This window comes from uncultured Acidovorax sp., assembly GCF_964021665.1.
Lineage (GTDB): Bacteria > Pseudomonadota > Gammaproteobacteria > Burkholderiales > Burkholderiaceae_C > Acidovorax > Acidovorax temperans.
On the sequence record NZ_CAXIAK010000042.1, the window covers coordinates 1 to 20,051 of the forward strand.

General features: G+C 64.6%; 18 protein-coding genes. 9 read left to right on the forward strand and 9 right to left on the reverse strand.

Annotation, left to right across the window (positions count from 1 at the left end):
• Positions 1-228 precede the first annotated feature (228 nt).
• On the reverse strand, positions 229-1,500 hold the full coding sequence (locus AADJ04_RS10535) for a multifunctional CCA addition/repair protein (RefSeq protein ID WP_341239585.1): 1,272 nt from the start codon (positions 1,498-1,500) through the stop codon (positions 229-231).
• A gap of 71 nt (positions 1,501-1,571) precedes the next feature.
• On the opposite strand from AADJ04_RS10535, the gene AADJ04_RS10540 reads away from it, so the two are divergent.
• Positions 1,572-2,027: a hypothetical protein gene (locus AADJ04_RS10540; RefSeq protein ID WP_341239586.1), complete on the forward strand. Its 456-nt coding sequence runs from the start codon at positions 1,572-1,574 to the stop codon at positions 2,025-2,027.
• A 30-nt stretch (positions 2,028-2,057) separates the two neighbouring features.
• Here AADJ04_RS10540 and AADJ04_RS10545 read toward each other — a convergent pair whose 3' ends face one another.
• The gene (locus AADJ04_RS10545) at positions 2,058-2,741 is read right to left on the reverse strand and encodes a glutathione S-transferase family protein (RefSeq protein ID WP_341239587.1); all 684 of its coding nucleotides are present in this window, start codon (positions 2,739-2,741) and stop codon (positions 2,058-2,060) included.
• A gap of 357 nt (positions 2,742-3,098) precedes the next feature.
• Here AADJ04_RS10545 and AADJ04_RS10550 point away from each other — a divergent pair, with 357 nt between their 5' ends.
• Positions 3,099-4,307 carry a J domain-containing protein gene (locus AADJ04_RS10550; protein WP_341239588.1) on the forward strand — a complete coding sequence of 403 codons (1,209 nt, stop codon included), beginning with the start codon at positions 3,099-3,101 and terminating at the stop codon, positions 4,305-4,307.
• Positions 4,308-4,333: 26 nt separating this feature from the next.
• On the opposite strand, the gene AADJ04_RS10555 is transcribed toward AADJ04_RS10550, so the two are convergent.
• Entirely contained in the window at positions 4,334-4,906 is a 573-nt protein-coding gene (locus AADJ04_RS10555) for a 5-formyltetrahydrofolate cyclo-ligase (RefSeq protein ID WP_044395672.1), read from the reverse strand.
• A 14-nt stretch (positions 4,907-4,920) separates the two neighbouring features.
• Between AADJ04_RS10555 and AADJ04_RS10560 the strand changes: the two genes are divergently transcribed.
• Together AADJ04_RS10560 and AADJ04_RS10565 are read left to right on the forward strand one after the other, a co-directional pair.
• A complete protein-coding gene (locus tag AADJ04_RS10560) occupies positions 4,921-6,906 on the forward strand; it encodes a transglycosylase SLT domain-containing protein (RefSeq protein ID WP_341239589.1) in 1,986 nt (661 codons plus the stop codon).
• Between the two features lie 135 nt (positions 6,907-7,041).
• Positions 7,042-7,638 (forward strand): DUF4124 domain-containing protein, encoded by a 597-nt coding sequence (locus tag AADJ04_RS10565; protein WP_044395674.1) that lies wholly within the window; start codon positions 7,042-7,044, stop codon positions 7,636-7,638.
• Between the two features lie 89 nt (positions 7,639-7,727).
• Here AADJ04_RS10565 and AADJ04_RS10570 read toward each other — a convergent pair whose 3' ends face one another.
• Positions 7,728-8,657 (reverse strand): MBL fold metallo-hydrolase, encoded by a 930-nt coding sequence (locus AADJ04_RS10570; protein WP_341239590.1) that lies wholly within the window; start codon positions 8,655-8,657, stop codon positions 7,728-7,730.
• Positions 8,658-8,759: 102 nt separating this feature from the next.
• The gene (locus AADJ04_RS10575) at positions 8,760-10,448 is read right to left on the reverse strand and encodes an AMP-binding protein (RefSeq protein ID WP_142082241.1); all 1,689 of its coding nucleotides are present in this window, start codon (positions 10,446-10,448) and stop codon (positions 8,760-8,762) included.
• Between the two features lie 236 nt (positions 10,449-10,684).
• On the opposite strand from AADJ04_RS10575, the gene AADJ04_RS10580 reads away from it, so the two are divergent.
• Positions 10,685-11,608 carry an alpha/beta fold hydrolase gene (locus AADJ04_RS10580; RefSeq protein WP_341239591.1) on the forward strand — a complete coding sequence of 308 codons (924 nt, stop codon included), beginning with the start codon at positions 10,685-10,687 and terminating at the stop codon, positions 11,606-11,608.
• Here the strand turns inward: AADJ04_RS10580 and phhA are convergent.
• From phhA to AADJ04_RS10600, 4 genes are all read right to left on the reverse strand, one after another.
• Complete coding sequence (phhA, locus tag AADJ04_RS10585; RefSeq protein WP_142082237.1) at positions 11,598-12,440, reverse strand: phenylalanine 4-monooxygenase; 843 nt, start codon at positions 12,438-12,440, stop codon at positions 11,598-11,600. The genes AADJ04_RS10580 and phhA overlap by 11 nt on opposite strands.
• Before the next feature lie 17 nt (positions 12,441-12,457).
• A complete protein-coding gene (gene hppD, locus AADJ04_RS10590) occupies positions 12,458-13,579 on the reverse strand; it encodes a 4-hydroxyphenylpyruvate dioxygenase (RefSeq protein WP_142082234.1) in 1,122 nt (373 codons plus the stop codon).
• Positions 13,580-13,725: 146 nt separating this feature from the next.
• Positions 13,726-14,679: a lipase secretion chaperone gene (locus tag AADJ04_RS10595; RefSeq protein ID WP_341239592.1), complete on the reverse strand. Its 954-nt coding sequence runs from the start codon at positions 14,677-14,679 to the stop codon at positions 13,726-13,728.
• A 13-nt stretch (positions 14,680-14,692) separates the two neighbouring features.
• Entirely contained in the window at positions 14,693-15,631 is a 939-nt protein-coding gene (locus AADJ04_RS10600) for a triacylglycerol lipase (RefSeq protein ID WP_341239593.1), read from the reverse strand.
• 269 nt (positions 15,632-15,900) lie between these two features.
• On the opposite strand from AADJ04_RS10600, the gene AADJ04_RS10605 reads away from it, so the two are divergent.
• The 4 genes from AADJ04_RS10605 (at position 15,901) to lnt (ending at position 19,991) form a co-directional block, all read left to right on the forward strand.
• The gene (locus AADJ04_RS10605) at positions 15,901-16,383 is read left to right on the forward strand and encodes an Lrp/AsnC family transcriptional regulator (protein ID WP_044395684.1); all 483 of its coding nucleotides are present in this window, start codon (positions 15,901-15,903) and stop codon (positions 16,381-16,383) included.
• A gap of 230 nt (positions 16,384-16,613) precedes the next feature.
• Positions 16,614-17,345: a GNAT family N-acetyltransferase gene (locus tag AADJ04_RS10610; RefSeq protein ID WP_066697438.1), complete on the forward strand. Its 732-nt coding sequence runs from the start codon at positions 16,614-16,616 to the stop codon at positions 17,343-17,345.
• Positions 17,346-17,475: 130 nt separating this feature from the next.
• On the forward strand, positions 17,476-18,351 hold the full coding sequence (locus AADJ04_RS10615; protein WP_341239594.1) for a transporter associated domain-containing protein: 876 nt from the start codon (positions 17,476-17,478) through the stop codon (positions 18,349-18,351).
• Entirely contained in the window at positions 18,351-19,991 is a 1,641-nt protein-coding gene (gene lnt, locus AADJ04_RS10620; RefSeq protein WP_341239595.1) for an apolipoprotein N-acyltransferase, read from the forward strand. The genes AADJ04_RS10615 and lnt overlap by 1 nt, the downstream gene beginning before the upstream one ends.
• Positions 19,992-20,051: the final 60 nt, after the last annotated feature.

Here is a 20,051-nt window from a genome sequence, read left to right on the forward strand (position 1 = left end):
CCTTGCTGCGGCCGCATCAGCATGAGTGAAAAACTACTTTTATGACACAGTAAGAATAGGGATACAGGGCATCAAGCCCGATGTGCAGACAGGAGCCTCACCCGCGAATGCCATCAGGGCCAGCAGGACGAACACCCTGCACCGACAGGCCGTATGTAAGACTGCAAACCCTTCAGACCTTCACGCCGCCGAATCTTGCTCTTCTGGAGACGTCCATGTAGGACATCCCTAGGCCCCGTGGGGTTCTGGCGAAGGTGATGCATCGCTGTGCAGCCACTGCGCCACGGCTTCGATGCGTGCCTGGTGGATGAGCTGGCCCACTTGTGGGCCGGCCAGACCATGGGCGGCAGCGTGGGCTGCAATGTCGCGGGTGACCACGCTTTGCACGGCGGCCAGCACCCCCAGCAGGCGTGGGCGCTGCGGGTAGGCGGCGTCTTCAAACCCCAGGCGGCCTCGCGCATCGCATTCGCAGGCCAGCAGCACATCGGCAAAGCGCTCGGGCTTGCGGATGGCGTCGCAGCGCTCCAGCAGGCGCACCAGCGCTGCTGCGCCCAGGTCGCCGCTGCGGTGGATGTTGCCGTGCTCACGCGCCACCACGTCGGCGGTTTCGCGGCAGTCCACGGGCACGCGCAGCCGTTCGGCCACGTTGCGCAGCAGTTTGGCGCTGCGCTCCTCGTGGCCAATGTGGCGGGGCAGGATATTCGCTGGCGTGGTGCCTTTGCCAAAGTCATGCGCCAGGCAGGCAAAGCGCACCACCAGTGGCGCGTTCAGCCGGGCGGCCATGTCCAGCACCATCATCAGGTGCACGCCGGTGTCCACCTCGGGGTGGTGCAGGGGCGGCTGGGGCACGCCCCACAGGCGCGCCACTTCGGGCAGCAGCACCTGCAGCGCCCCGCACTCGCGCAGCACCTCGAACATGCGCGAGGGCTTTGCTTCCATCAGGCCGCGCGCCAGTTCCTGCCACACGCGCTCGGGCACCAGGTGGTCCACCTCGCCGTGCTCCACCATCTCGCGCATCAGCTGCATGGTTTCAGGGGCCACGGTGAAGTCGGTAAAACGCGCCGCGAAGCGGGCCACGCGCAGGATGCGCACCGGGTCTTCGCGGAACGAGTCGGTCACATGCCGCAGCAGCCGGGCCTGCAGGTCTTGCACGCCGTGGTATGGGTCAAATAGCACGGTAGCGCCCGTTGAATCAGCGCTGCTAGCTATGGAATTGATAGTGAGGTCTCGCCGGGAGAGGTCTTCTTCCAGTGTGACGTTGGGCGAGCTCTCCACCACAAAGCCCCGGTAGCCCCGCCCGCTCTTGCGCTCGGTGCGGGCAAGAGCGTATTCCTCGCGCGTTTCAGGGTGCAGAAACACCGGAAAATCGCGGCCCACGGGCAAATAGCCCAGTTCCAGCATCTGCTCGGGCGTGGCACCCACCACCACCCAGTCGTGGTCATTGACGGGGCGGCCCAAAAGGCGGTCACGCACCGCGCCGCCAACCATGTAAATTTGCATGGGGCCGAGTTTATAGAGCTGGGCCCACCCTGCTGCCGTTGTGTGTAGCGCCTTTATCGTTCTGTCTGCTCATGTCCATCGCTTCTTCCCTCACCATCGCCCAGCCCAACCCCGACGGCAGCCTGCCCGTGCCCGCAGCGCCTGACGCTGCCGCCAATGCCGCTGCCGAGGCGCTGCAGCGCGAAGCGCAATTGGAAGCGCTGCAAGCCCAGGTGGCGCAGTTGCAAGAAATCCTGGCCAAGCCGCTGACCGAGATCCTGGCCGAGCACGACAAGGCCAAGGAAGCCGCCGCCGCGTGGGATTCGTTCGGGGCGATGTGGATGCTGTCGCAGCGCGCCATGCGCCGCGTGGCGATGGACTTGGCCGCCCAGCAGGGCGTGAGCGAGCAAGAAGTGGTAGCCCGCGCCCTGGCCTATGCCAACCAGGTGCTCAATGTCGAAGACGAAGACCTGGGCGGCACCGTGGCCCCGGTGCAGTTGGCGCACATTGCGCGGCACAAGGCGTTTTTGCGCAAGCAGTTTCGGTAGGGCCGAACTGCAGGGCGCACACCCCGGACTTCAGCGCCCCAGCCGGTAGGGTTCTTCAAAGTCCAGAAAGTCTTTTTCCGCCAGCGCTTCGTCAATCCAGGCCTTCACGCCGGGCAGTTCGCGCACGCGCTGTACGTAGGCGGCGATGTGCGGTGGCATGGGCAAAGCGTAGGTGTGCAGGCGCATGCACACGGGGGCAAAGTAGGCGTCGGCCACGGTGAACTGGCCGAACAGCAGGGGCCCGCCGTGCTCCTGCAGCAGTGCGCCCCACATCTCCACCAGGCGCTGCACGTCGGCGCGCACGCCGGGCTGGTCGCGCCAGATCAGGGCGCCGGTGTCGGGCAGGTGGGCCTCGATGTTCATGGGGCAGTGGCTGCGCAGGGCGGTGAAGCCGCTGTGCATTTCGGCGCACACGCTGCGGGCGCGCGCTCGGGCCTTGGCGTCGGTGGGCCAGAGCTTTTTGTCGGGGTACGTTTCGGCTACGTATTCGGCAATGGCCAGCGTGTCCCACACCACCAGGTCGCCGTCCACCAGCACGGGCACCTTCGCGGTGGGGCTCACGGCGCCGATGGTGCGCTTGAATTCGGAGCCCGCGTCAAAGCTGTCAAAGCGCACGCGCACTTCGTCAAACGCAATGCCTGCCTGCTTGAGCAGCACCCAGGGGCGCATGGACCAGGAGGAGTAGTTCTTGTTGCCGATGTAGAGCTTGAGCATGGGGTTCCTGTCAGTCATTCCAGATGGAGCGCGTAGCAATGGATCCGGCCTGAACTGCTTGACCCGTTCACTGAACGCAGTCGGTGTGCCGCGCACAGGTCGAAAAGCTCCACCTGAACGGATATTTCAAGTTCAAAGAGGCCGACTCGATGACCATGCTAGCGCAGTCTTTAGGTTGGCAGGGCTTGCCACTGATGATCATTTGCGCGGCCATTGATGCGCCCTCCGCATGGGCTTCCCACCGATCCCGGCTGGCGCCGGGTGTCGTCCGGCTGCTGTGTGGTTTTACACTACGCAGCATCGCCTGCCGCGCCTTGTCTAGGGCGTGGTTCCGCTCCCTCTTTGCAAATGACCATAATGGATTCTTCCCAGGCAGATTTTTTTGGCGACGGACAGTCCCCGTCTACGCACCATTCCCCTTCCCCGCCGGAGGCCAGTCGTCTCAAGGTGTTGCCGCGTGGACGTGAAAAGCTCAGTCCCGCGCAACAGCGGTTCAATAAATTGCTGGCCCGTGTGGAAAACCTGGGCCGCCAGTTGCATGACCTGCAACAGCTGGCTGACAAGCTGCGGCCCCCTCATTTGGCGCGGATGGCGGAGCTAAAGCGCAAGATGGACGAGGCGCGCCGCGAGATGCTGGTGTTTCTGCACCAGCGTTTGCAGCGCAAAGGCTTGACGGCTGCGCAACAGAAAGCGATGCGCGAAATTTTGCAAAGCCTGTTGCCATCGAGCGGCCCCGTGGATGAGTCCGACCCTGAGTTGGCCGAACTGTGCTCTATCTATGCACCACCGCCTCTCGAAGACGACTTGGGTGACCAGGCCAATATGGTGCGTGAGCAGATGCTGGATATGGCTCAGAGCGTGTTGGGCAAAAACTTGGACCGGGAGGCGTTCAAGGGCATCGATTCGCCGGAAGAGTTGATGGAAGCGCTGATTCAGCAAGTGCAGACCTTTCAGGAGGCAGAGGATGCGCGGCAGGCCGCGCGCCGCTCTCGCCGTCCTCCATCGGCCCGTCAGCTCAAGGCCCAGGAGCAGGCCCAGGATGCCAAGGCCGCGTTGCGCTCCATTTACCGCCAGCTCGCCAGCGCACTGCACCCTGACCGCGAGCCTGACCCCGTGGAGCGCGAGCGCAAGAGCGCGTTGATGAGCCAGGCCAACGCAGCGTATGAGCGGGGTGACCTGACGGCGCTGTTGCAGTTGCAATTGCAGGCCGAGCAGGTGGACGAGGCTCATATTGCCCAAATGGCCGACGACAAGCTGGCTGCTTTGTCGCTGCTACTCAAGGATCAGGTTAAAACGCTGGAAGGCGAATTGGGAGACGCAGAGATGCGCCTGAGCGTTGAGTTGGGCATACCCGTGGGCGCCCGGATGAAGGAGGCACTGCTCACGCGCCTGCTGCAGGAAGAGCAAGAGGAGCTGGCCCATGTCGTGTCGCAGATGCAGGACGACTTGGTGCGGGTGCGTGACGATGCACAGCTCAAGCTCTGGCTGCGTGAGCAGGCGGCACTGGCCCGCGAACAGGAGCGGGAGGAGGCCTTTTTGGCGCGCCTGGGCGGCGGGTTTTTCTGACCCGCCCTCCCAGATCCCGGGGGGGATCACACGGGCCAGACCACGCCGTTGTCGTTCAGGATGGCGTCCAGCGGCAGGTCGAACTCTTCGGGCTCGAATTCGTCCAGGTAGCCGTTGGTAAAACCCAGCCCCACGGTGAAGGGCTTGGGCTGCAGCGTGGCCAGGGTGCGGTCGTAAAAGCCGCCGCCGTAGCCCAGGCGGTAGCCGCCAGCGGCGTAGCCCACGCAGGGCACAAACAGCAGCGTGGGCACGATCATTTCGGTGTCTTTGGGCTTGGGGATTCCGTAGGCGTCTGGCTCCATGGGGCAGCCGGGGTACCAGGCGTGGAAGGTGAGCGTCTTGTGCTCCTTGTTCACCACCGGCAGGCCGATGCGGCGGCGCAGGGGCTCGTCCAGCAGCTCGCCGTCTTCCTTCCAGCGGTGCAGGGCTGGCAGGGGGTCGAATTCGCCCTTGATCGGCCAGTAAGCGCCGATCACGGTGTCAGGCCGGTTGACCAGCCAGATGCGCATCACCTGTTGTAACAAATCGGCCCGATGTAGGCGATCGGGCAGGTTGAGGCGTTCTTCAATCAATGCGCGCCGAAGGGCTGCTTTGTCCATCAGATAATTCCCCCATGCAATTGCTCAGAGCGATTTTGACACCCCTTGTGGCCGCCGCTGTGCTGGCCACTGCAGCGCCCCTTGTCCAGGCGCAAAACCGTGGCGACGACACCTTGCTGGAGATGCACCAGGCCTTCCGCAAGGGCGACCGCAAGAAGCTCGAACAGCTGCTGCCCGCCGCACGCGGCCACGCCCTGGAGCCCTGGGCGGCTTACTGGGAGCTGAAACTGCGCCTGGGCGAGGCCAGCCCGGCAGAAATCCAGGCCTTTTTGAAGCGCTACGCCGGCACCTACCAGGAAGACCGCCTGCGCAACGACTGGTTGCTGCTGTTGGGCCAGCGCCGCGACTGGTCGCAGTTTGCCGAGCAGCACCCCAGCTACCGCATGTCGGACGACAAGGAAGTGCGCTGCTATGCCCTGCTGATCGAGACCCTGAAAGGCACTGCACCGGCCACGGCCGCCGACGAGGTGCGCCGCAACTGGTATGCCCAGCGCGACAGCGATGACGGTTGCACCCATGCGGCGGGCGAGCTGTACAGCTACAAGCAGCTCACGGCCCACGATGTCTGGCGCAAGGCGCGCCTGGCGGTGGAAGCCAACCGCATGCGCTCGGCACGCGCTGCGGTGGAAATCGTCTCGCCCGAGTCCTCGGCCCAGGTGAAGGAATTGATGGATTCCCCCACCAAGTACCTGCAGGCCCGCGCCACGGCGCGCGGCAAGGTGCGCCAGGAGCTGGTGACGCTGGCGCTCATCAAACTGGCGCAGGGCGATGCGGACAACGCCGCCACGCAGCTCGACAACAAATGGAGCGTGCACCTCTCGCCCGAGGAGCGCAACTGGGTGTGGGGCGTGATTGGCAAGCAGGCGGCGCAGCGCCTGTCGTCTGATGCCGTCACCTACTTTGGCAACGTGACCAAGGACTCTGACCTCACCGACGACCTGCTGGGCTGGAAGGCCCGCGCAGCCCTGCGCGCCGGCCAGTGGAAGGTGGTGCGCAAGGCCGTGGAAGCCATGGGCGACGAAGCCCGCCGGGACAGCACCTGGGTGTATTGGCATGCCAAGGCGGTGCTCAACGGCAAGCCCAGCGATGCCGAGCGTGCCGAAGCCCGCCAGGCGCTGGAGAGTATTGCCAGCCCCAAGGGCTTTTACGAGCAACTGGCCCTGGAAGAGCTGGGCCAGCGCGTGGTGGTGCCCCCAGCGCCAGCGCCCCTCACAGCCGAGGAAAAGGCCGCCGCGCGCGCCAACCCCGCGCTCAACCGCGCGCTGTATGCCATCTTGCTGGGTATTCGCGGCGAAGGCGTGCGCGAGTGGAACTACGCCACCAACCTGCACACCCCCGGCGGCATGAGCGAGCGTGAACTGCTGGCGGCTGCCGACTTTGCCTGCCAGCGCGAGGTATGGGACCGCTGCATCAACACCAGCGAACGCACCAAGACCGTGATCGACGTGAACCAGCGCTTCCCCATGCCGTTTCGCAATACGGTGGTCGAGCGCGCCCAGGGCATTGGCCTGGACCCGGCGTATGTTTACGGCCTGATCCGGCAGGAAAGCCGCTTCATCATGGATGCCCGCTCGCATGTCGGCGCCTCTGGCCTGATGCAGGTGATGCCCGCCACCGCGCGCTGGACGGCCAAGAAGATCGGCCTGACCGGCTTCACGCCCGACCAGATTTCGGACCGCGACACCAACATCACCATCGGCACCGCTTACCTCAAGCTGGCGCTCGATGATTTTGCGGGCTCCATGCCCCTGGCTGCTGCCGCCTACAACGCCGGCCCCGGCCGCCCCCGCAACTGGCGCAACGGCCCGGTGCTGGACGCCGCCATCTGGGCCGAAAACGTGCCCTTTGCAGAAACGCGCGACTACGTGAAGAAGGTGCTGGCCAACACCACCAACTACGCTGCGTTGCTCACCGGCCAGCCGCAGTCGCTGCGCAGCCGCCTGGGCACCGTGGGGCCACGCGATGCAGCGTCTCCCGTGGTGAACGCCGACTTGCCCTGAGAGGCCAGCGGCGGGCGCGGAATGGGTTGCGGGCACTGACCGTGCCCAGTGTGAGTTTGCTATAAAAAGAGAAGCTGCTGGCGCTTGCTGCATAAGCGCTAGAGGCATATTTGATTCATAAAGAGGGAGGGCGCCATGGCGCGAGGGAAGCTGGCGGTTTGGGCCGCTGTGTTGGTGTGGTCGGTGGGTTTGCAAGCGCAGCCCGTGTACAAGTGGGTGGATGCCAACGGCAAGACGCATTACGGCTCGCAGCCTCCGGCGGACAAGGACGATGCCGCCCCGATGAAGCTGCAGGGCACCAATGGCACCACCACGGGCAGTGCGTCGGGCCCCGCTGGTTCAGGGGGCGGAAAGAGCACTTCAACCAAAGGGGTGGAGTACAACGCCGACGGCACTAAGAAGATTCCAGAGGGCGTCAAGGACATGGCCGAAGGGCTGCGCAAGTCGCTCGGCACGGTCGATAGCAAGCAGGTCCCCATGAACTGCGCCGTGGCGGTGAGCAACATCCACTACCAGGCTGACCTGATGCTGGAGGTGGGCCAGAAAAACGTGCGCGATGGCTACATGACCCAGGCGGCCTTCGACACCACGGCCCCCAAGATCCGCGAGGCCAAGGGCAAATACAGCGTGGGCGACTGCCAGTCGTCCAGCGGCAACAAGAAGTCGTTTTACCAGTGCATGTCCAGCAGCAACAACCACGTGACGGGCTGCGACCGCCAGTTCAAGCACTGAGCCAGAAGGCCCCTGGCCAAACCTCCGCCCAATCAGCCCGCCTTCGCGCGGGCTTTTTTGCGCTTGCCCGCAGCAGCCTGGGCAGCCGTTCAGGCGTTGTGCAGCGCCTCGCCCTGGCGCACGGCGGCGCCGGAGCGTTCCAGGTCCGCCACCAGGCTGTGCAGCCATTGCGCCTTGGGCTGGTCGGCAAAGTGGGCCTGGTGCAGCAGGCCAAAGTAGGGGGTGCCATCGGCCCACTGCTGTAGCGCGGGCACGGTGGTGTGCTGCAGCTCCAGCAACTTGTACTTGAGCAGCACCTTGGCGGCATACAGCGCGTGTTTGCTGGGGCTGCGCACAAAGCCTTCCAGGCGTTTGCGCGCCGTGGCCAGGGCGCGGGGTGCATCGGTAAATACCGGCCCGTGGCCGGGGATTACGGTGCGTGGAGCCAGCCTCTCGATCACGTCCAGCGTGGCGGCCACTTCGTCGAAGGCGGCCGTGCCCTCGATTTCCGGGAACACCACGCCGAAGCCGTTCTCCCACAGGGCGTCGGCAGAGATCAAGGTGGCGCTGACTGGCTCAAACAGCACCACCGAATGCGGGTCGTGCCCGGGCGCTGCGTGTACCTCCCAGGCCAGCCCCGCCAAGGGCACCGTGGTGCCCGGCTGCAAGGGCGCATCGGCGCGAAAGCGCGGGCAGTCTTGGCCCGTGGGGGTGTAGCTCAGTGCGCTGGCGTCCCACTGCTCTACCAGCGCCATCTGGCCTGGCGGGATGTGGGTGGTGGCGCCGGGCCAGGCCGCCTGCAGCGCGGCGTTGCCACCGCAGTGGTCGCTGTGCAGGTGGGTGTTGAAGATGCGCTGCAGTGGCTGCGCGCCCAGCAACCCTTGCACCAGTGTCACGGTTTGTTCGCTGTGGGTGCAGTAACCGGTGTCCACCACTGCGGCCCCCTCAGGGCCAATGCAGACCACATTGTTGGCCGAGAGCCAGCCGCGCTCCAGAACGGTGATGCCGGGGGGCAGTGGGGCGGGGGGGGATGCAGTCATGGGGTCGGTAGGCAGGGCAATGGCAACGGCTTCAGCGTACCGCACAGCCGGGCTGCGAGGGGCCTCCAAAAACCGTGTTGGTCTTGTGGCCCCCGCACGCCATCACGCGGTGGGGTTACGCAGCTCCCGCCGCAAGATCTTGCCCACGTTGGTCTTGGGCAGATCGTCGCGGAACTCGATGTACTTCGGGCGCTTGTAGCCGGTGAGGTTTTCGTGGCAGAACGCTGCCACGTCGTCCTCGGTCAGGGCGGGGTCGTTCTTGATGATGAACACCTTGATGGCCTCGCCCTGCTTCTCGTCGGGCACGCCAATGGCGGCGCATTCCACCACGCCAGGGCACAGGCTGATGACCTGCTCCAGCTCGTTGGGGAACACGTTGAAGCCGCTCACCAGAATCATGTCCTTCTTGCGGTCGATGATGCGGGTGTAGCCCTGCGCGTCCATGATGCCGATGTCGCCCGTGCGCATGAAGCCATCGGGGGTGAAGGCCTTGGCGTTCTCTTCGGGCTGGTTGTAGTAACCCGTCATCACATTGGGGCCACGGATGCAGATCTCGCCCGACTCGCCCTGGGGCAGGCTGTTGCCCGCATCGTCCTTGATGGCGATGTCGATGCCCGGCAGGGGCAGGCCGATGGAGCCGGTGAACTCGGTATTGGTGACCGGGTTGTTGGTGCCGATGGCGCAGGTCTCGCTCATGCCCCAGCCTTCAATCATGGTGCTGCCTGTGACCTTCTGCCACTGCTTGGCCGTGCCTTCGCTGGCGGCCATGCCCCCGGCCTGCGACACGCACAGGTGCGAGAAGTCCAGTGCGCGGAACTGGGCGTTTTGCAGCAGCGCATTGAACAGCGTGTTCACGGCGGGCAGCATGTGAAAGGGGCGTTTTTTCAGCTCGGCCACAAACTTGGGGATGTCCCGCGGGTTGGGAATCAGCGTGAGGCTGGAGCCCTGGCGGATGGCCAGCAGGCACAGCGTCAGCGCGAAGATGTGGTACAGCGGCAGCGCGGCAATGCTGTTGGCTTTGGTCACATCGCCAATCTTGGCCAGCGCGGGGGTGAACCACGCCTCGGCCTGCAAGGTGGCCGCCACGATGTTGCGATGGGTGAGCACCGCGCCCTTGGACAGGCCCGTGGTGCCGCCGGTGTATTGCAAAAAGGCAATCGAATCGAGCGTGGCGGTGCTGGGCGCGAGGGTGCGCCGCTCGCCCATTGCCAGGGCCTTCTTGAAGGAGACCACCTTGCGCCCGTTGGTCAGGGGTAGCTCGTATGCCGGCACCATCTTGGCCAGGTGGCGCACGGCGAAGGTGATCCATTTGCCAAACCAGAAGCCCAGCAGGTCGCCCATCGATGCCATCACCACATGCTGCACGTTGGTGTGGTCCACCACGTCGGCCAGGGTGTGGGCAAAGTTTTCAAGAATGACGATGGCGGTAGCGCCCGAGTCCTTGAGCTGGTGCTCCAGTTCGCGGGCGGTGTACAGCGGGTTCACGTTCACGCAGGTGTAGCCTGCGCGCAGCACGGCCGCCATGGTCACGCCAAACTGCGGAATGTTGGGCAGCATGATGGCAACACGCGCACCGGGCTGCAGGCCCAGGCCTTGCAGGTAGGCACCCAGTGCGCCTGACAACCGTTCCAGCTCGCCGTAGTTCATCCACCGGTCCATGCAGACCGAGAACGGGCTTTTTGCGTGTTTGCGGAAGGACTCTTCCAGCAGGTGGGCCACAGAGCGGTACTGCTCGGGGTTGACGTCGTGCGGTACGCCCGGGGGGTAGCTCTTGAGCCAGATCTTTTCCATGCGCTTTCCTTGTGCTCGCCAGTGGGTGGATAGACAGATAAAACAGCTTCAGACCCATTCTGGAAGGTGGAGGGCGCCGGGGGTATCGGGCTTGTCCTAGGGTGCGGGGCATATCCGTCTCAAAGGCGACAGAAAAGCCCACAAACACAGGGGGCGGCGAGCACAGGCCTTCGTGCAAACTCAGGGGCTTCGGCTTGAATAGTCCTTTGTCTCATCGGGTCTTGTGCCCCCTTCTCATGATCGCGCGCCTTCAGACAACTTTCCTGCTCCTTGCGTTGCTATACGGCGCCGCCTGTTTGGTGTGGTGGTGGCCGCAGCAGCCCCTGTGGGCGGTGCTGGTGGCGCTGCTGCCGCTGTGGGGGCTGGCGGCGGTGCTGGCTGTTGAGCTGGTGCTGATGCAGCGCCTCAACCGGCGCGATGCCGTGCCTTTGGCCACCGCGGCGCAGCTGCTTCGGGCGTGGTGGCATGAGGTGGGTGCGGCCCTGTTGATTTTTGGCTGGCGCCAGCCTTTGTGGTGGCGCAGCCCGCCCGACTGGTTGCCTGCGCAGCCTACAGGGCGCAGGGGCGTGGTGCTGGTGCATGGCCTGATGTGTAACCGGGGCGTGTGGCTGCATTGGCTCGGACATCTGCGCGCTGCGGGCCATGCGCATGTGGCCGTGAATCTGGAGCCCGTGCTGGGCTCAATTGATGGCTATGCCAAAGCCATTGATGACGCGGTGCGGCGGGTGACCGAGGCCACCGGCTTGCCACCCGTGCTGGTCTGCCACAGCATGGGCGGCCTGGCCGCCCGGGCCTGGCTGCGCGCCTATGCGGCTGACGCGCGCGTGCACCGTGTGCTGACGCTGGGAACGCCCCACGCTGGCACCTGGCTGGCCCGCTTGAGCCACACAGAAAATGGCCGCCAGATGCGGATGAATAGTGCTTGGTTGCAGGCGCTCAAGGCCCAGGAGCCGCCCAGCCGGGCGAAGCTGTTTGTGTGCTGGTATTCCAACTGCGACAACATCGTGTTCCCCGCCACGGTGGCGGCTTTGCCAGGGGCGCAGCACCGGCTGGTGACCGGCGTGGCCCATGTGCAAATGGTGCTGGACCCCCAGGTGGTGCAGGCGTGCCTGCGGGAGCTGGAAGCGCCCGTGCCAGAGCTGCCTGCGCTTACGCGGTGAGGGCTTCCTCGCGTTCGTTCGCTGCAAACTCGGGCTGGCCTTTCAGCGCCTGGTAGATGGGCGAGAAGTCTGCCGCCGTCATGTCAAACAGCTGCTGGAAGCTGTCGATCACAAAGTAGGTTTGCTGGAACGTGTCGATCTTGTAGCGGGTGCGCATGGTGCGCGCCAACTGCAGCGGCAGGCGTTGCGGCTCGGGGCTTTGCACGGAGTACGGCAGTTCACCTGACGAACTGAGGATGCCCGCACCATAGGCCCGCAGCCCTTCGCTTTCGCGAATCAGGCCGAATTCGATGGTGTACCAGTACAGCCGCGAGAGCATTTCGCAAGCGCCCAGCCCATGCGCCTTGAGACCGCCCTGGCCATAGCGTTGCACATAGTCCGCGAACACCGGGTTGAACAGCAACGGCACGTGACCGAACAGGTCGTGGAAGATGTCGGGCTCGACGATGTAGTCGAACTCCTGCGGCGTGCGAATCCAGTCGGTGACCGGAAACTTGCGGTTGGCCAGCAGGGTGAAGAACGGCACCTCGGGGATCAGCCCTGGCACGGCCACCAGCTCCCAGCGGGTGGCGCGGTAAAGCCGCTCGTTCACTTCATCGAAGCGCGGGATCCGGTCGCGCTCGCCCAGGGAGGGCAGGGCGTCGATGAACGCCTGGCTTGCCAGGCCCGGCAGCAGCCGGCTCTGGCGTTCGTACAGGCGCCGGTAGGTGTCGTGGTCGGCCTCGGTGTAGGCCGCGTAGTTCTGAGCGCAGGTGTAGTCTGCGCCCGCGCGGGCATAGTCGCCACGCGGTGGGCGCTCGCTGGCGCCGTAGACAACGGGTTCAACGGCCATGGTGCCTCCGTTCGGGGTCAGGCCTTGTCGGCGGCAAGCACGCCACGGCGGATCTGGTCGCGCTCCAGCGACTCGAACAGCGCCTTGAAGTTGCCCTCGCCAAAACCGTCGCGGTAGTCGCCTTCGCGCTGGATGAATTCAAAGAACACCGGGCCCAGCATGGGTGTGGAGAAGATTTGCAGCAGCAGGCGGGGTGTGCCGTCGGCCGTGGTGCCGTCCAGCAAGATGCCGCGCGACTGCAGTTCAGGCACCGGCTGGCCGTGGCCGGGCAGGCGGGTGTCCAGCATTTCGTAGTACACGTCGTTGGGGGCGGTGGCCAGTGGCACACCCGCCATGCCCAGCTTGTCCACCACTTCCAGCAGGTTGTCGCAGATCAGTGCGATGTGCTGGATGCCTTCGCCGTTGAACTGCATCAAAAATTCTTCGATCTGGCCGCCGCCCTGCTTGGACTCTTCGTTCAGCGGGATGCGGATTTTGCCGTCGGGCGCGGTCATGGCCTTGGAGGTCAGGCCCGTGTATTCGCCCTGGATGTCGAAGTAGCGGATTTCGCGGAAGTTGAACAGCTTTTCGTAGAAGTTGGCCCAGAAGCCCATGCGGCCCCGGTACACGTTGTGCGTGAGGTGATCGATCTCGTTGAGGCCATGGCCCACGGGGCGGCGGTCCACGCCTTCGATGAATTCAAAGTCGATGTCGTAGATGGACTTGCCGTCTTCAAAGCGGTCGATCAGATACAGCGGCGCGCCACCAATGCCCTTGATGGCGGGCAGGCGCAGCTCCATGGGGCCGGTGGGGATCTCGATGGGCTGGGCGCCCAGCTCCAGCGCGCGGTTGTAGGCCTTGTGCGCATCCTTCACGCGGAAGGCCAGGCCACAGGCCGAGGGGCCATGCTCGGCACCAAAGTACGCGGCCTGGCTGTGGGGCTCGCGGTTCAGGATGAAGTTGATGCCGTTTTGGCGGTAGAGCACCACGTCCTTGGAGCGGTGCTTGGCCACCAGCGTGAAGCCCAGCTTTTCAAACACGGCTTCCAGCACACCGGGCTGGGGCGAGGTGAACTCGACGAACTCGAAGCCCATCAGGCCCATGGGGTTGTCCCACGCGGCGGTTTCTTTCAGGGCTTGGGCGGGCAGGGCGGCGTTCATGGTGTCTCCGAAAAATTGATGAATGTCACGCACTGTAGGCGCGCCATTCATCACGATTTCGGCGTTCTGGGCGCAGATTGTTCGCGCGAATGCATGAATATTGCGCGTGATCAATGCGGCGCGCAGTGATTTGCGATTGTGCAGTGTCAGCGCTGTGATTGCCGCAGCGCCAAGGCCGCTTCCAGCCGCAGTTGTTCCTGGGGGGTGAACAGCCGTTCGCGCAGTGCCTGCATCTGGCCGGGGTCATGGGCCATGGCAGCGGCGTAGTCGTCCAGCTTTTGGTTCCAGGCGCGCTCTTCCTGGTCCAGGCGTGCCAGGGCCTGTGCGGCGTCGGTGCCGTAAGTGGTGCTGCGCAGCTGGTAGCGGGTGCGATCGTCCACGCCGCGCGCTTCAAAGTCTTGCGCCTGTACCGCGGCGCCCAGGTGGGCCACGGCATGGGCGCGGTCTGCCCGCTGCTCTGGCGGCAGTTCTGCCTCGGCGTCTTTGAGTGCGCGGGCTTTTTCTTCTGCGGTGAGCCCTGTGTTGTGCTGGATTTCCAGGCGGGCCAGGGTGTAACGGTCCAGCGCTGATTCGCGCTCAAACAGGGCCTCGTGTTCTTCCGGGGCGAAGTAGCGCTCGCGCAGACGCTCGCGTGCATTCAGGCTGTTGCGCAGCGCCGTGGGGTCGTCCGGCCTGGGGGCTTTCAGCGTGCCCAGGGCCACGCGGTAGTCCACGTAGCGCTCCGCCAGGGCCAGCGCCCGGGTGGCCAGATCGGCGCCAAAGTGTTTGCGCACCAGCTGGCTGAGCCGGCGCTTGAGTTCTTCGGGTGTGGTGGCGTCGCCCGCGTCCAGCAGCATGGCTTCGATCTGGTAGCGCAGGTCCGGGGTGAGGAAGGGGTCGGCTGCGGTGGGTGGGTCCACCGGCAAACGGGTCGTCGTTTGCGGTACGCCGCTCGCGCTCGGTGCGGTGGCCGCGAGAGGCAACGCGCTTCCGCCACCTGGCAAGCCAGGCGGCGGCTCGGCCCGTCCCACCAGCCAAAGAACGATCAGCGCCGCGGCCAGCGCAGCGCCCCCGCCCGCCAGGGCAGAGGTGCGCGCACGCCAGGGTGAAGGTGGGGTCATGCGCGCATGCCCTTCACAGACCCGCTTTTTGCAGACGGTTGGCGTGCTGGCGGTACAGCGTGACAGGGTCTGCAGAGAACCAGTCTCGCAACCCCACCATCTGGTTCACTTCGTCCAGATGGTTCTGGCGGTAGTCGCCCAAATGTTTGCCCAGGCGGGACGAGCACGCCGACACCAGCCCGTCATTCGCCTCGCCAAACGTCCAGCCCAGGGTGACCAGAAAGGCGTCGCTGGGGTCGAGCAGGTTGGTGGCCGTTTTGGTGCCGGTCCATGAGTAATAGCGCACGCCGCTGACCAGTTCAGCACCGTTGCCGCAGTCCGCCGGGATGCCTTGAGGAAATTTCTGGTTGAACTTGGCGGAGCCTTGGGTGGTGAGGGAATCCAGCGCTGCCGTGGGCATCTGCGGCAAGCCTCTGCCGCCAGAGAGCAGGTTGATCATGCCAACCAGCGCGGTGGCGGCGGTGCTTGCTACCGTTTCGCTGACCGACCCTGCAGGCGCCACGCCGCGCACGATGTCTGCCACGCGAGAGCCCCGGTTCACGCCTGCCACCGAGGTGGCCGATGCCACGAGCTGGGGCGCCACGCCCGCCACATAGCGAATGGTGGGGCCACCATGCGAGTGGCCGATCAGGTTGACCTTGCTGGCCCCCGACAGGGCCAGGATGTTTTTCACCTGGGCCAGCAACTGCTCGCCCCGCACCTCGGTGCTGTTGGCTGCGGACACCTGCGCCACATACACCTTGGCGCCGCTTTGGCGAAGCGCATCGGGAATGCCATAGAAGTAGTCGATGCCCAGCACCGAGTCAAAACCGAAAAGCCCGTGCACCAGCACGATGGGATGCCGGGTGGCGGTGTACCCGGTCTGCGCCTGGGCTGGTGGGCCCAGAAGCAGCAGGGCGGTGGGCACCGCGATGGCCAGGCTCTTGATGAAGCGTCCAAAGATTCCAGTCATGGTTGTCTCCGTTGTGATGTTGTTTGACGCCACTCACACCTTCCGGCAGAGCCTCCGCTCCCTCTCCGCCAGCCAGGCATTGAGCAGTTCTGCAGTGCCTGGGCGTCGAACCTGCTTCCAACCGCGCAAAGCTGCAATTGCAAAAAAGAACGGGCGTTCATTTTTGCGAGAGCCATTGTTCTGGCGCCGCCCGCTCCCCACCATCAGGACATACCCGTGAAGAGAAAACACCTGCGTTTAGGTGCTTTTCGTTCATAAAATCTTGCGCCATGACCACCCCAGACGCACTCGACAAGCTCGACAAGGCCATCTTGCGATGCCTGCAAAAGAACGGCCGTGAGACTTATGACGTGATCGGTGCGGCCATTGGGCTGTCGCCCAGCGCGGTGCTGCGCCGCGTCAAGCGGCTGGAGGAAGCGGGTGTGATCGACCGTTACGTGGCGCTCGTCAAGCCCGAAGCCGTGGGACTGGGGCTCATTGCTTACTTGAACGTGCGCCTGGAAAAGCACACCGAGAGCCACAAGCGCAACCCCATGGATGTGTTCCGCGCCAGCGTGCAGACCTGGCCAGAGGTGGTGGAATGCTCTTCGCTCACGGGCGAGATGGATTACCTGCTGCGCGTGGTGGTGGCCGACATGGCCCACTACAGCCGTTTCATCATGGACACCTTGCTCAAACACCCCAGCGTGCAGGATTGCAAAACCAGCTTTGTGCTGGACAGCGTCAAGGCTACGACGGCGCTGCCTGTGTGATGGATCGGGGCGCGAAGTCACGGGACTTCGCCACCCCTGTCAGCGCCGCTGGGGCGTAGAGAAAACCCTGTCTTGAAAGTGGGTGTCTGGGCCGTTAAGGTGCTTCGGCTGCTGTGGCAGCACCCGATCAGTGGCAAAGTCCGCTGGCGGCCAAGCGTCCTGGGTGGGTTTTTTGCTGCGTTGCAACAAAGTGCTGGAAATTATCAGGGAAAACCCTTAAAGTTCAGCCCATGATCGCTACCAAAGCCCTGCTCAAGGCATCCTGGCACGCCAGCACTGGCATGCTGCGCACCCGTAACAGTCATTCTTTGAAGGAGGCTGCTATGCCTTCCACGCCCCTGATGGTCCCCATTCGCTCTCTGGGCCCGTCTTCCCGCGAGCGCATCACAGCCCATTTGCTCAAACTGGAGCCCGCTGACCGCTACCTGCGCTTTGGCTATGCCGCCAATGACGAGCAGATCCGCCGCTATGCAGAGCAGCTCGACTTCAGCCGCGACGAAATCTTCGGCATCTACAACCGCCGCCTGGAGCTGATCGCCATGGCCCACCTGGCGTTCTCCGAGCACCCTGAGCACAAGCACTGCGCCGAGTTCGGCGTCTCGGTGCTCAAGCATGCCCGTGGCCGTGGTTTCGGCAACCGCCTGTTCGAGCGTGCTGTCATGCACGCCCGCAACGCTGGTGTGAACATGGTCTTCATCCACGCCCTGTCTGAAAACACGGCCATGCTGAAGATTGCGCGTAACGCTGGTGCCACGGTGCACCGCGATGGCTCCGAGTCCGAGGCGTACCTGCAGATTCCCCCGGCCAACTTCGACACCCGCATGACCGAAATGGTGGAGCAGCAGTTCGCCGAGGTGGACTACCAGGTCAAGAAGCAGGCCAAGCAGTTCTGGGACTTCCTGGCTGGCGTGCAAGAAGTGCGCCGCGGCGTGCAGCACGCGCGCCACCAGTCGGCAGAGTAAGCCGGCACATAAGCCGACACAGCCCCCCGCCCGGTACTGCAGTGGTGCATTACCGGGCGTTGTCTTGTCAAGACAATCCGCTATCCTTGGGCCCTGTCCACCACAACTGCAAGTCCTGCAACCCACGACAGTGTCCGATCCACACCCCGGTCGTTTGCCTGAAAAAGAAGACAAGCGCAGCTTTCTGCAAAAAGTGGCCGAGTTCATTCACCCCGGCCCCGACTCTGCGGAAGAACTCATCGAAACCCTGGCGGAAGCCGAAGACAACCAGGTAATCGGCGCTGACTCGCGCGTGATGATCGAGCGCGTGATTCGCATGGCCGACATGACCGCTGGCGATGTCATGGTGGCATCCCCGCGCATGGACATGATCGACATCGATGAGACGCCGCATGCACTGCTGCGTTCGGTGATTGATGCCGGCCACTCGCGGTTTCCGGTGTTCCAGGGGGAGCGCGAAAACATCATCGGCATCCTGATGGCCAAGGATCTGCTCAAGCTGCAGCGGTCCCCGGATCTCCACATCCGCACGCTGATCCGGCCTGCCGTGTTTGTGCCTGAGAGCAAGGGCCTGAACGACCTGTTGCGTGAATTCCGGGGCAACCGCAACCACCTGGCCATCGTGATCGACGAGTTTGGCCGCGTGGCGGGCCTGGTCACCATCGAGGACGTGCTCGAACAGATCGTGGGCGAAATCGAGGACGAATTCGACATTGCCGAAGACTCGGGCGACATTTTTGGTCTGGCCGACAAGACCTACCGTGTGAGTGGCGACACGCCCATCGATCGGGTCTCCGAAGCATTCGGGGTACCCATCCACGGCAGCGCGCCGGGCGAGGACTTTGACACCATCGGTGGGCTCATCGCGCATGAAATGGGCCGGGTGCCCAAGCGTGGCGAGCATCTGCAGTTGTGCGGGCTGCACTTTGTCGTGCTCCACACCAAGGGCGGCGCGGTGCGCTGGTTCAAGGTGTCGCGGGTGGACGACAGCGTCCCTGCCAACTGATGGGGGCCGTTCTGTACCCGCTTTCCCACTCCCCCGCATGGGGTTCCTGGGCGCGCATCGGCGCCATTGTCGTGGCAGCCCTGTCGGGCTTGGCGCAAGCAGCCTCGCTGGCACTGCCGGGCACCGGGGAGCCTGTGTGGTGGCTGCAATGCGTGTCGATGGTGGTGCTGGCGGGCTTGCTGCACCGGCTGCGGCCCACCTGGCGGCAAGGTGCCTTGCTGGGGTTTGCCTTTGCGTTGGCCTGGCTGTGCGGCACCTTCTGGTGGCTGTTCATTTCATTGCATACCTATGGCGGCTTGGCCGCGCCGCTGGCCGTGGCAGCCGTGGTGGCGCTCGCGGCGTTTCTGGCCATCTACTATGCCTTTGCTTTAGGGCTTTTTAGCCTTCTGGCGCCCGCCAATAAAGCGCTGGCAGCTATGCTTTTTGCAGCATTGTGGCTACTGGCCGAGTTGCTGCGCGGCACCTGGTTCACCGGCTTCCCCTGGGGCGCGGGGGGCTATGCCCACGTGCAGGGGCCCCTGTCGTCCCTGCCGCGGGTGGTGGGGGTGTATGGCGTGGGCGCGATTTCGGCGGGGCTGGCCATGGCGCTGGTGCAATGCCGCTGGCGCGATCTGCGCCACTGGCGTACCTGGGCCGCCGCGCTGGTGCTGCTGGGGGCGGGAGGTTTTGCCTGGGTGCAACGCCATTGCGCGGTAGAGCTCTGCCACACCCCCGCGCAGGCGGCGAAGGCGCCGCTGAAGCTGGCGCTGCTGCAGGGCAATATTCCTCAAGACGAAAAATTTGAACAGGGCAGCGGCGTGCCGCTGGCGCTGGCCTGGTATGCCGAGCAGTTGCGCAGCGAAACCGCTTCGCTCGTGGTGGCGCCTGAAACCGCCATTCCGCTGCTGCCCCAGCAGTTGATTCCCGGCTACCTGGAGGGTCTGCAAGCCCGCTACACCCAGGGCGATCAAGCGGCCCTGCTCGGCATACCGCTGGGCAATGCGCGCGAGGGCTACACCAATTCGGTGCTGGGCTGGCGGCCGGCTGCGGGGGCGGCGCCCGAGCCAGCCTACGTCTACCACAAGCACCATCTGGTGCCATTTGGCGAATTCATCCCGCCGCTGTTCAAGTGGTTCACCGAAATGCTGAACATTCCGCTGGGCGACTTCAACCGGGGCACGCTGGGGCAGCCCTCGTTCGAGTGGCAGGGGCAACGCATTGCACCCAACATCTGCTACGAAGACTTGTTTGGCGAGGAACTGGCAGCACGGTTTTTCGACCCCGCCCAGGCACCCACCGTGCTGGTGAACTTCAGCAACATTGGCTGGTTTGGCAACACCCTGGCGGTAGACCAGCACCTGCAAATCAGCCGCATGCGCGCCCTGGAGCTGGAGCGGCCCATGGTTCGCGCCACCAACACAGGGGCCACCGTCATCATTGACCACCGTGGGGTGGTCACGCATGCGCTGGAGCGCTTCAGCCGGGGTGTTTTGCGTGGCGAAGTGCACGGGCGCGGGCTGGGGGTGTCTGGCGACGCGGGCATCACGCCCTTTGCCTGGTGGGCTTCGCGCTGGGGGCTGTGGCCGCTGTGGCTGCTTGCTGGCCTCGGTGTGGCGGCCGGCTGGCTGGGCAGGCGCCGCCGCACGCAGGCTCAGGCTTGATGCAGGTCACGCTGGCACGGGGAGCCCAACCAGCAATGAGGGTGTATACGCGCCAGTGAC

Coding starts and splice junctions, on each gene's coding strand:
- phhA (WP_142082237.1), bottom strand. CDS start 12,440: ATGGCCGTTGAACCCGTTGTCTACGGCGCCAGCGAGCGCCCACCGCGT.
- AADJ04_RS10600 (WP_341239593.1), bottom strand. CDS start 15,631: ATGACTGGAATCTTTGGACGCTTCATCAAGAGCCTGGCCATCGCGGTG.
- AADJ04_RS10555 (WP_044395672.1), bottom strand. CDS start 4,906: ATGGACAAAGCAGCCCTTCGGCGCGCATTGATTGAAGAACGCCTCAAC.
- lnt (WP_341239595.1), top strand. CDS start 18,351: ATGGGGGCCGTTCTGTACCCGCTTTCCCACTCCCCCGCATGGGGTTCC.
- AADJ04_RS10575 (WP_142082241.1), bottom strand. CDS start 10,448: ATGGAAAAGATCTGGCTCAAGAGCTACCCCCCGGGCGTACCGCACGAC.
- AADJ04_RS10540 (WP_341239586.1), top strand. CDS start 1,572: ATGTCCATCGCTTCTTCCCTCACCATCGCCCAGCCCAACCCCGACGGC.
- AADJ04_RS10605 (WP_044395684.1), top strand. CDS start 15,901: ATGACCACCCCAGACGCACTCGACAAGCTCGACAAGGCCATCTTGCGA.
- AADJ04_RS10595 (WP_341239592.1), bottom strand. CDS start 14,679: ATGACCCCACCTTCACCCTGGCGTGCGCGCACCTCTGCCCTGGCGGGC.
- AADJ04_RS10545 (WP_341239587.1), bottom strand. CDS start 2,741: ATGCTCAAGCTCTACATCGGCAACAAGAACTACTCCTCCTGGTCCATG.
- AADJ04_RS10550 (WP_341239588.1), top strand. CDS start 3,099: ATGGATTCTTCCCAGGCAGATTTTTTTGGCGACGGACAGTCCCCGTCT.
- AADJ04_RS10580 (WP_341239591.1), top strand. CDS start 10,685: ATGATCGCGCGCCTTCAGACAACTTTCCTGCTCCTTGCGTTGCTATAC.
- AADJ04_RS10565 (WP_044395674.1), top strand. CDS start 7,042: ATGGCGCGAGGGAAGCTGGCGGTTTGGGCCGCTGTGTTGGTGTGGTCG.
- AADJ04_RS10535 (WP_341239585.1), bottom strand. CDS start 1,500: ATGCAAATTTACATGGTTGGCGGCGCGGTGCGTGACCGCCTTTTGGGC.
- AADJ04_RS10560 (WP_341239589.1), top strand. CDS start 4,921: ATGCAATTGCTCAGAGCGATTTTGACACCCCTTGTGGCCGCCGCTGTG.
- AADJ04_RS10610 (WP_066697438.1), top strand. CDS start 16,614: ATGATCGCTACCAAAGCCCTGCTCAAGGCATCCTGGCACGCCAGCACT.
- hppD (WP_142082234.1), bottom strand. CDS start 13,579: ATGAACGCCGCCCTGCCCGCCCAAGCCCTGAAAGAAACCGCCGCGTGG.
- AADJ04_RS10570 (WP_341239590.1), bottom strand. CDS start 8,657: ATGACTGCATCCCCCCCCGCCCCACTGCCCCCCGGCATCACCGTTCTG.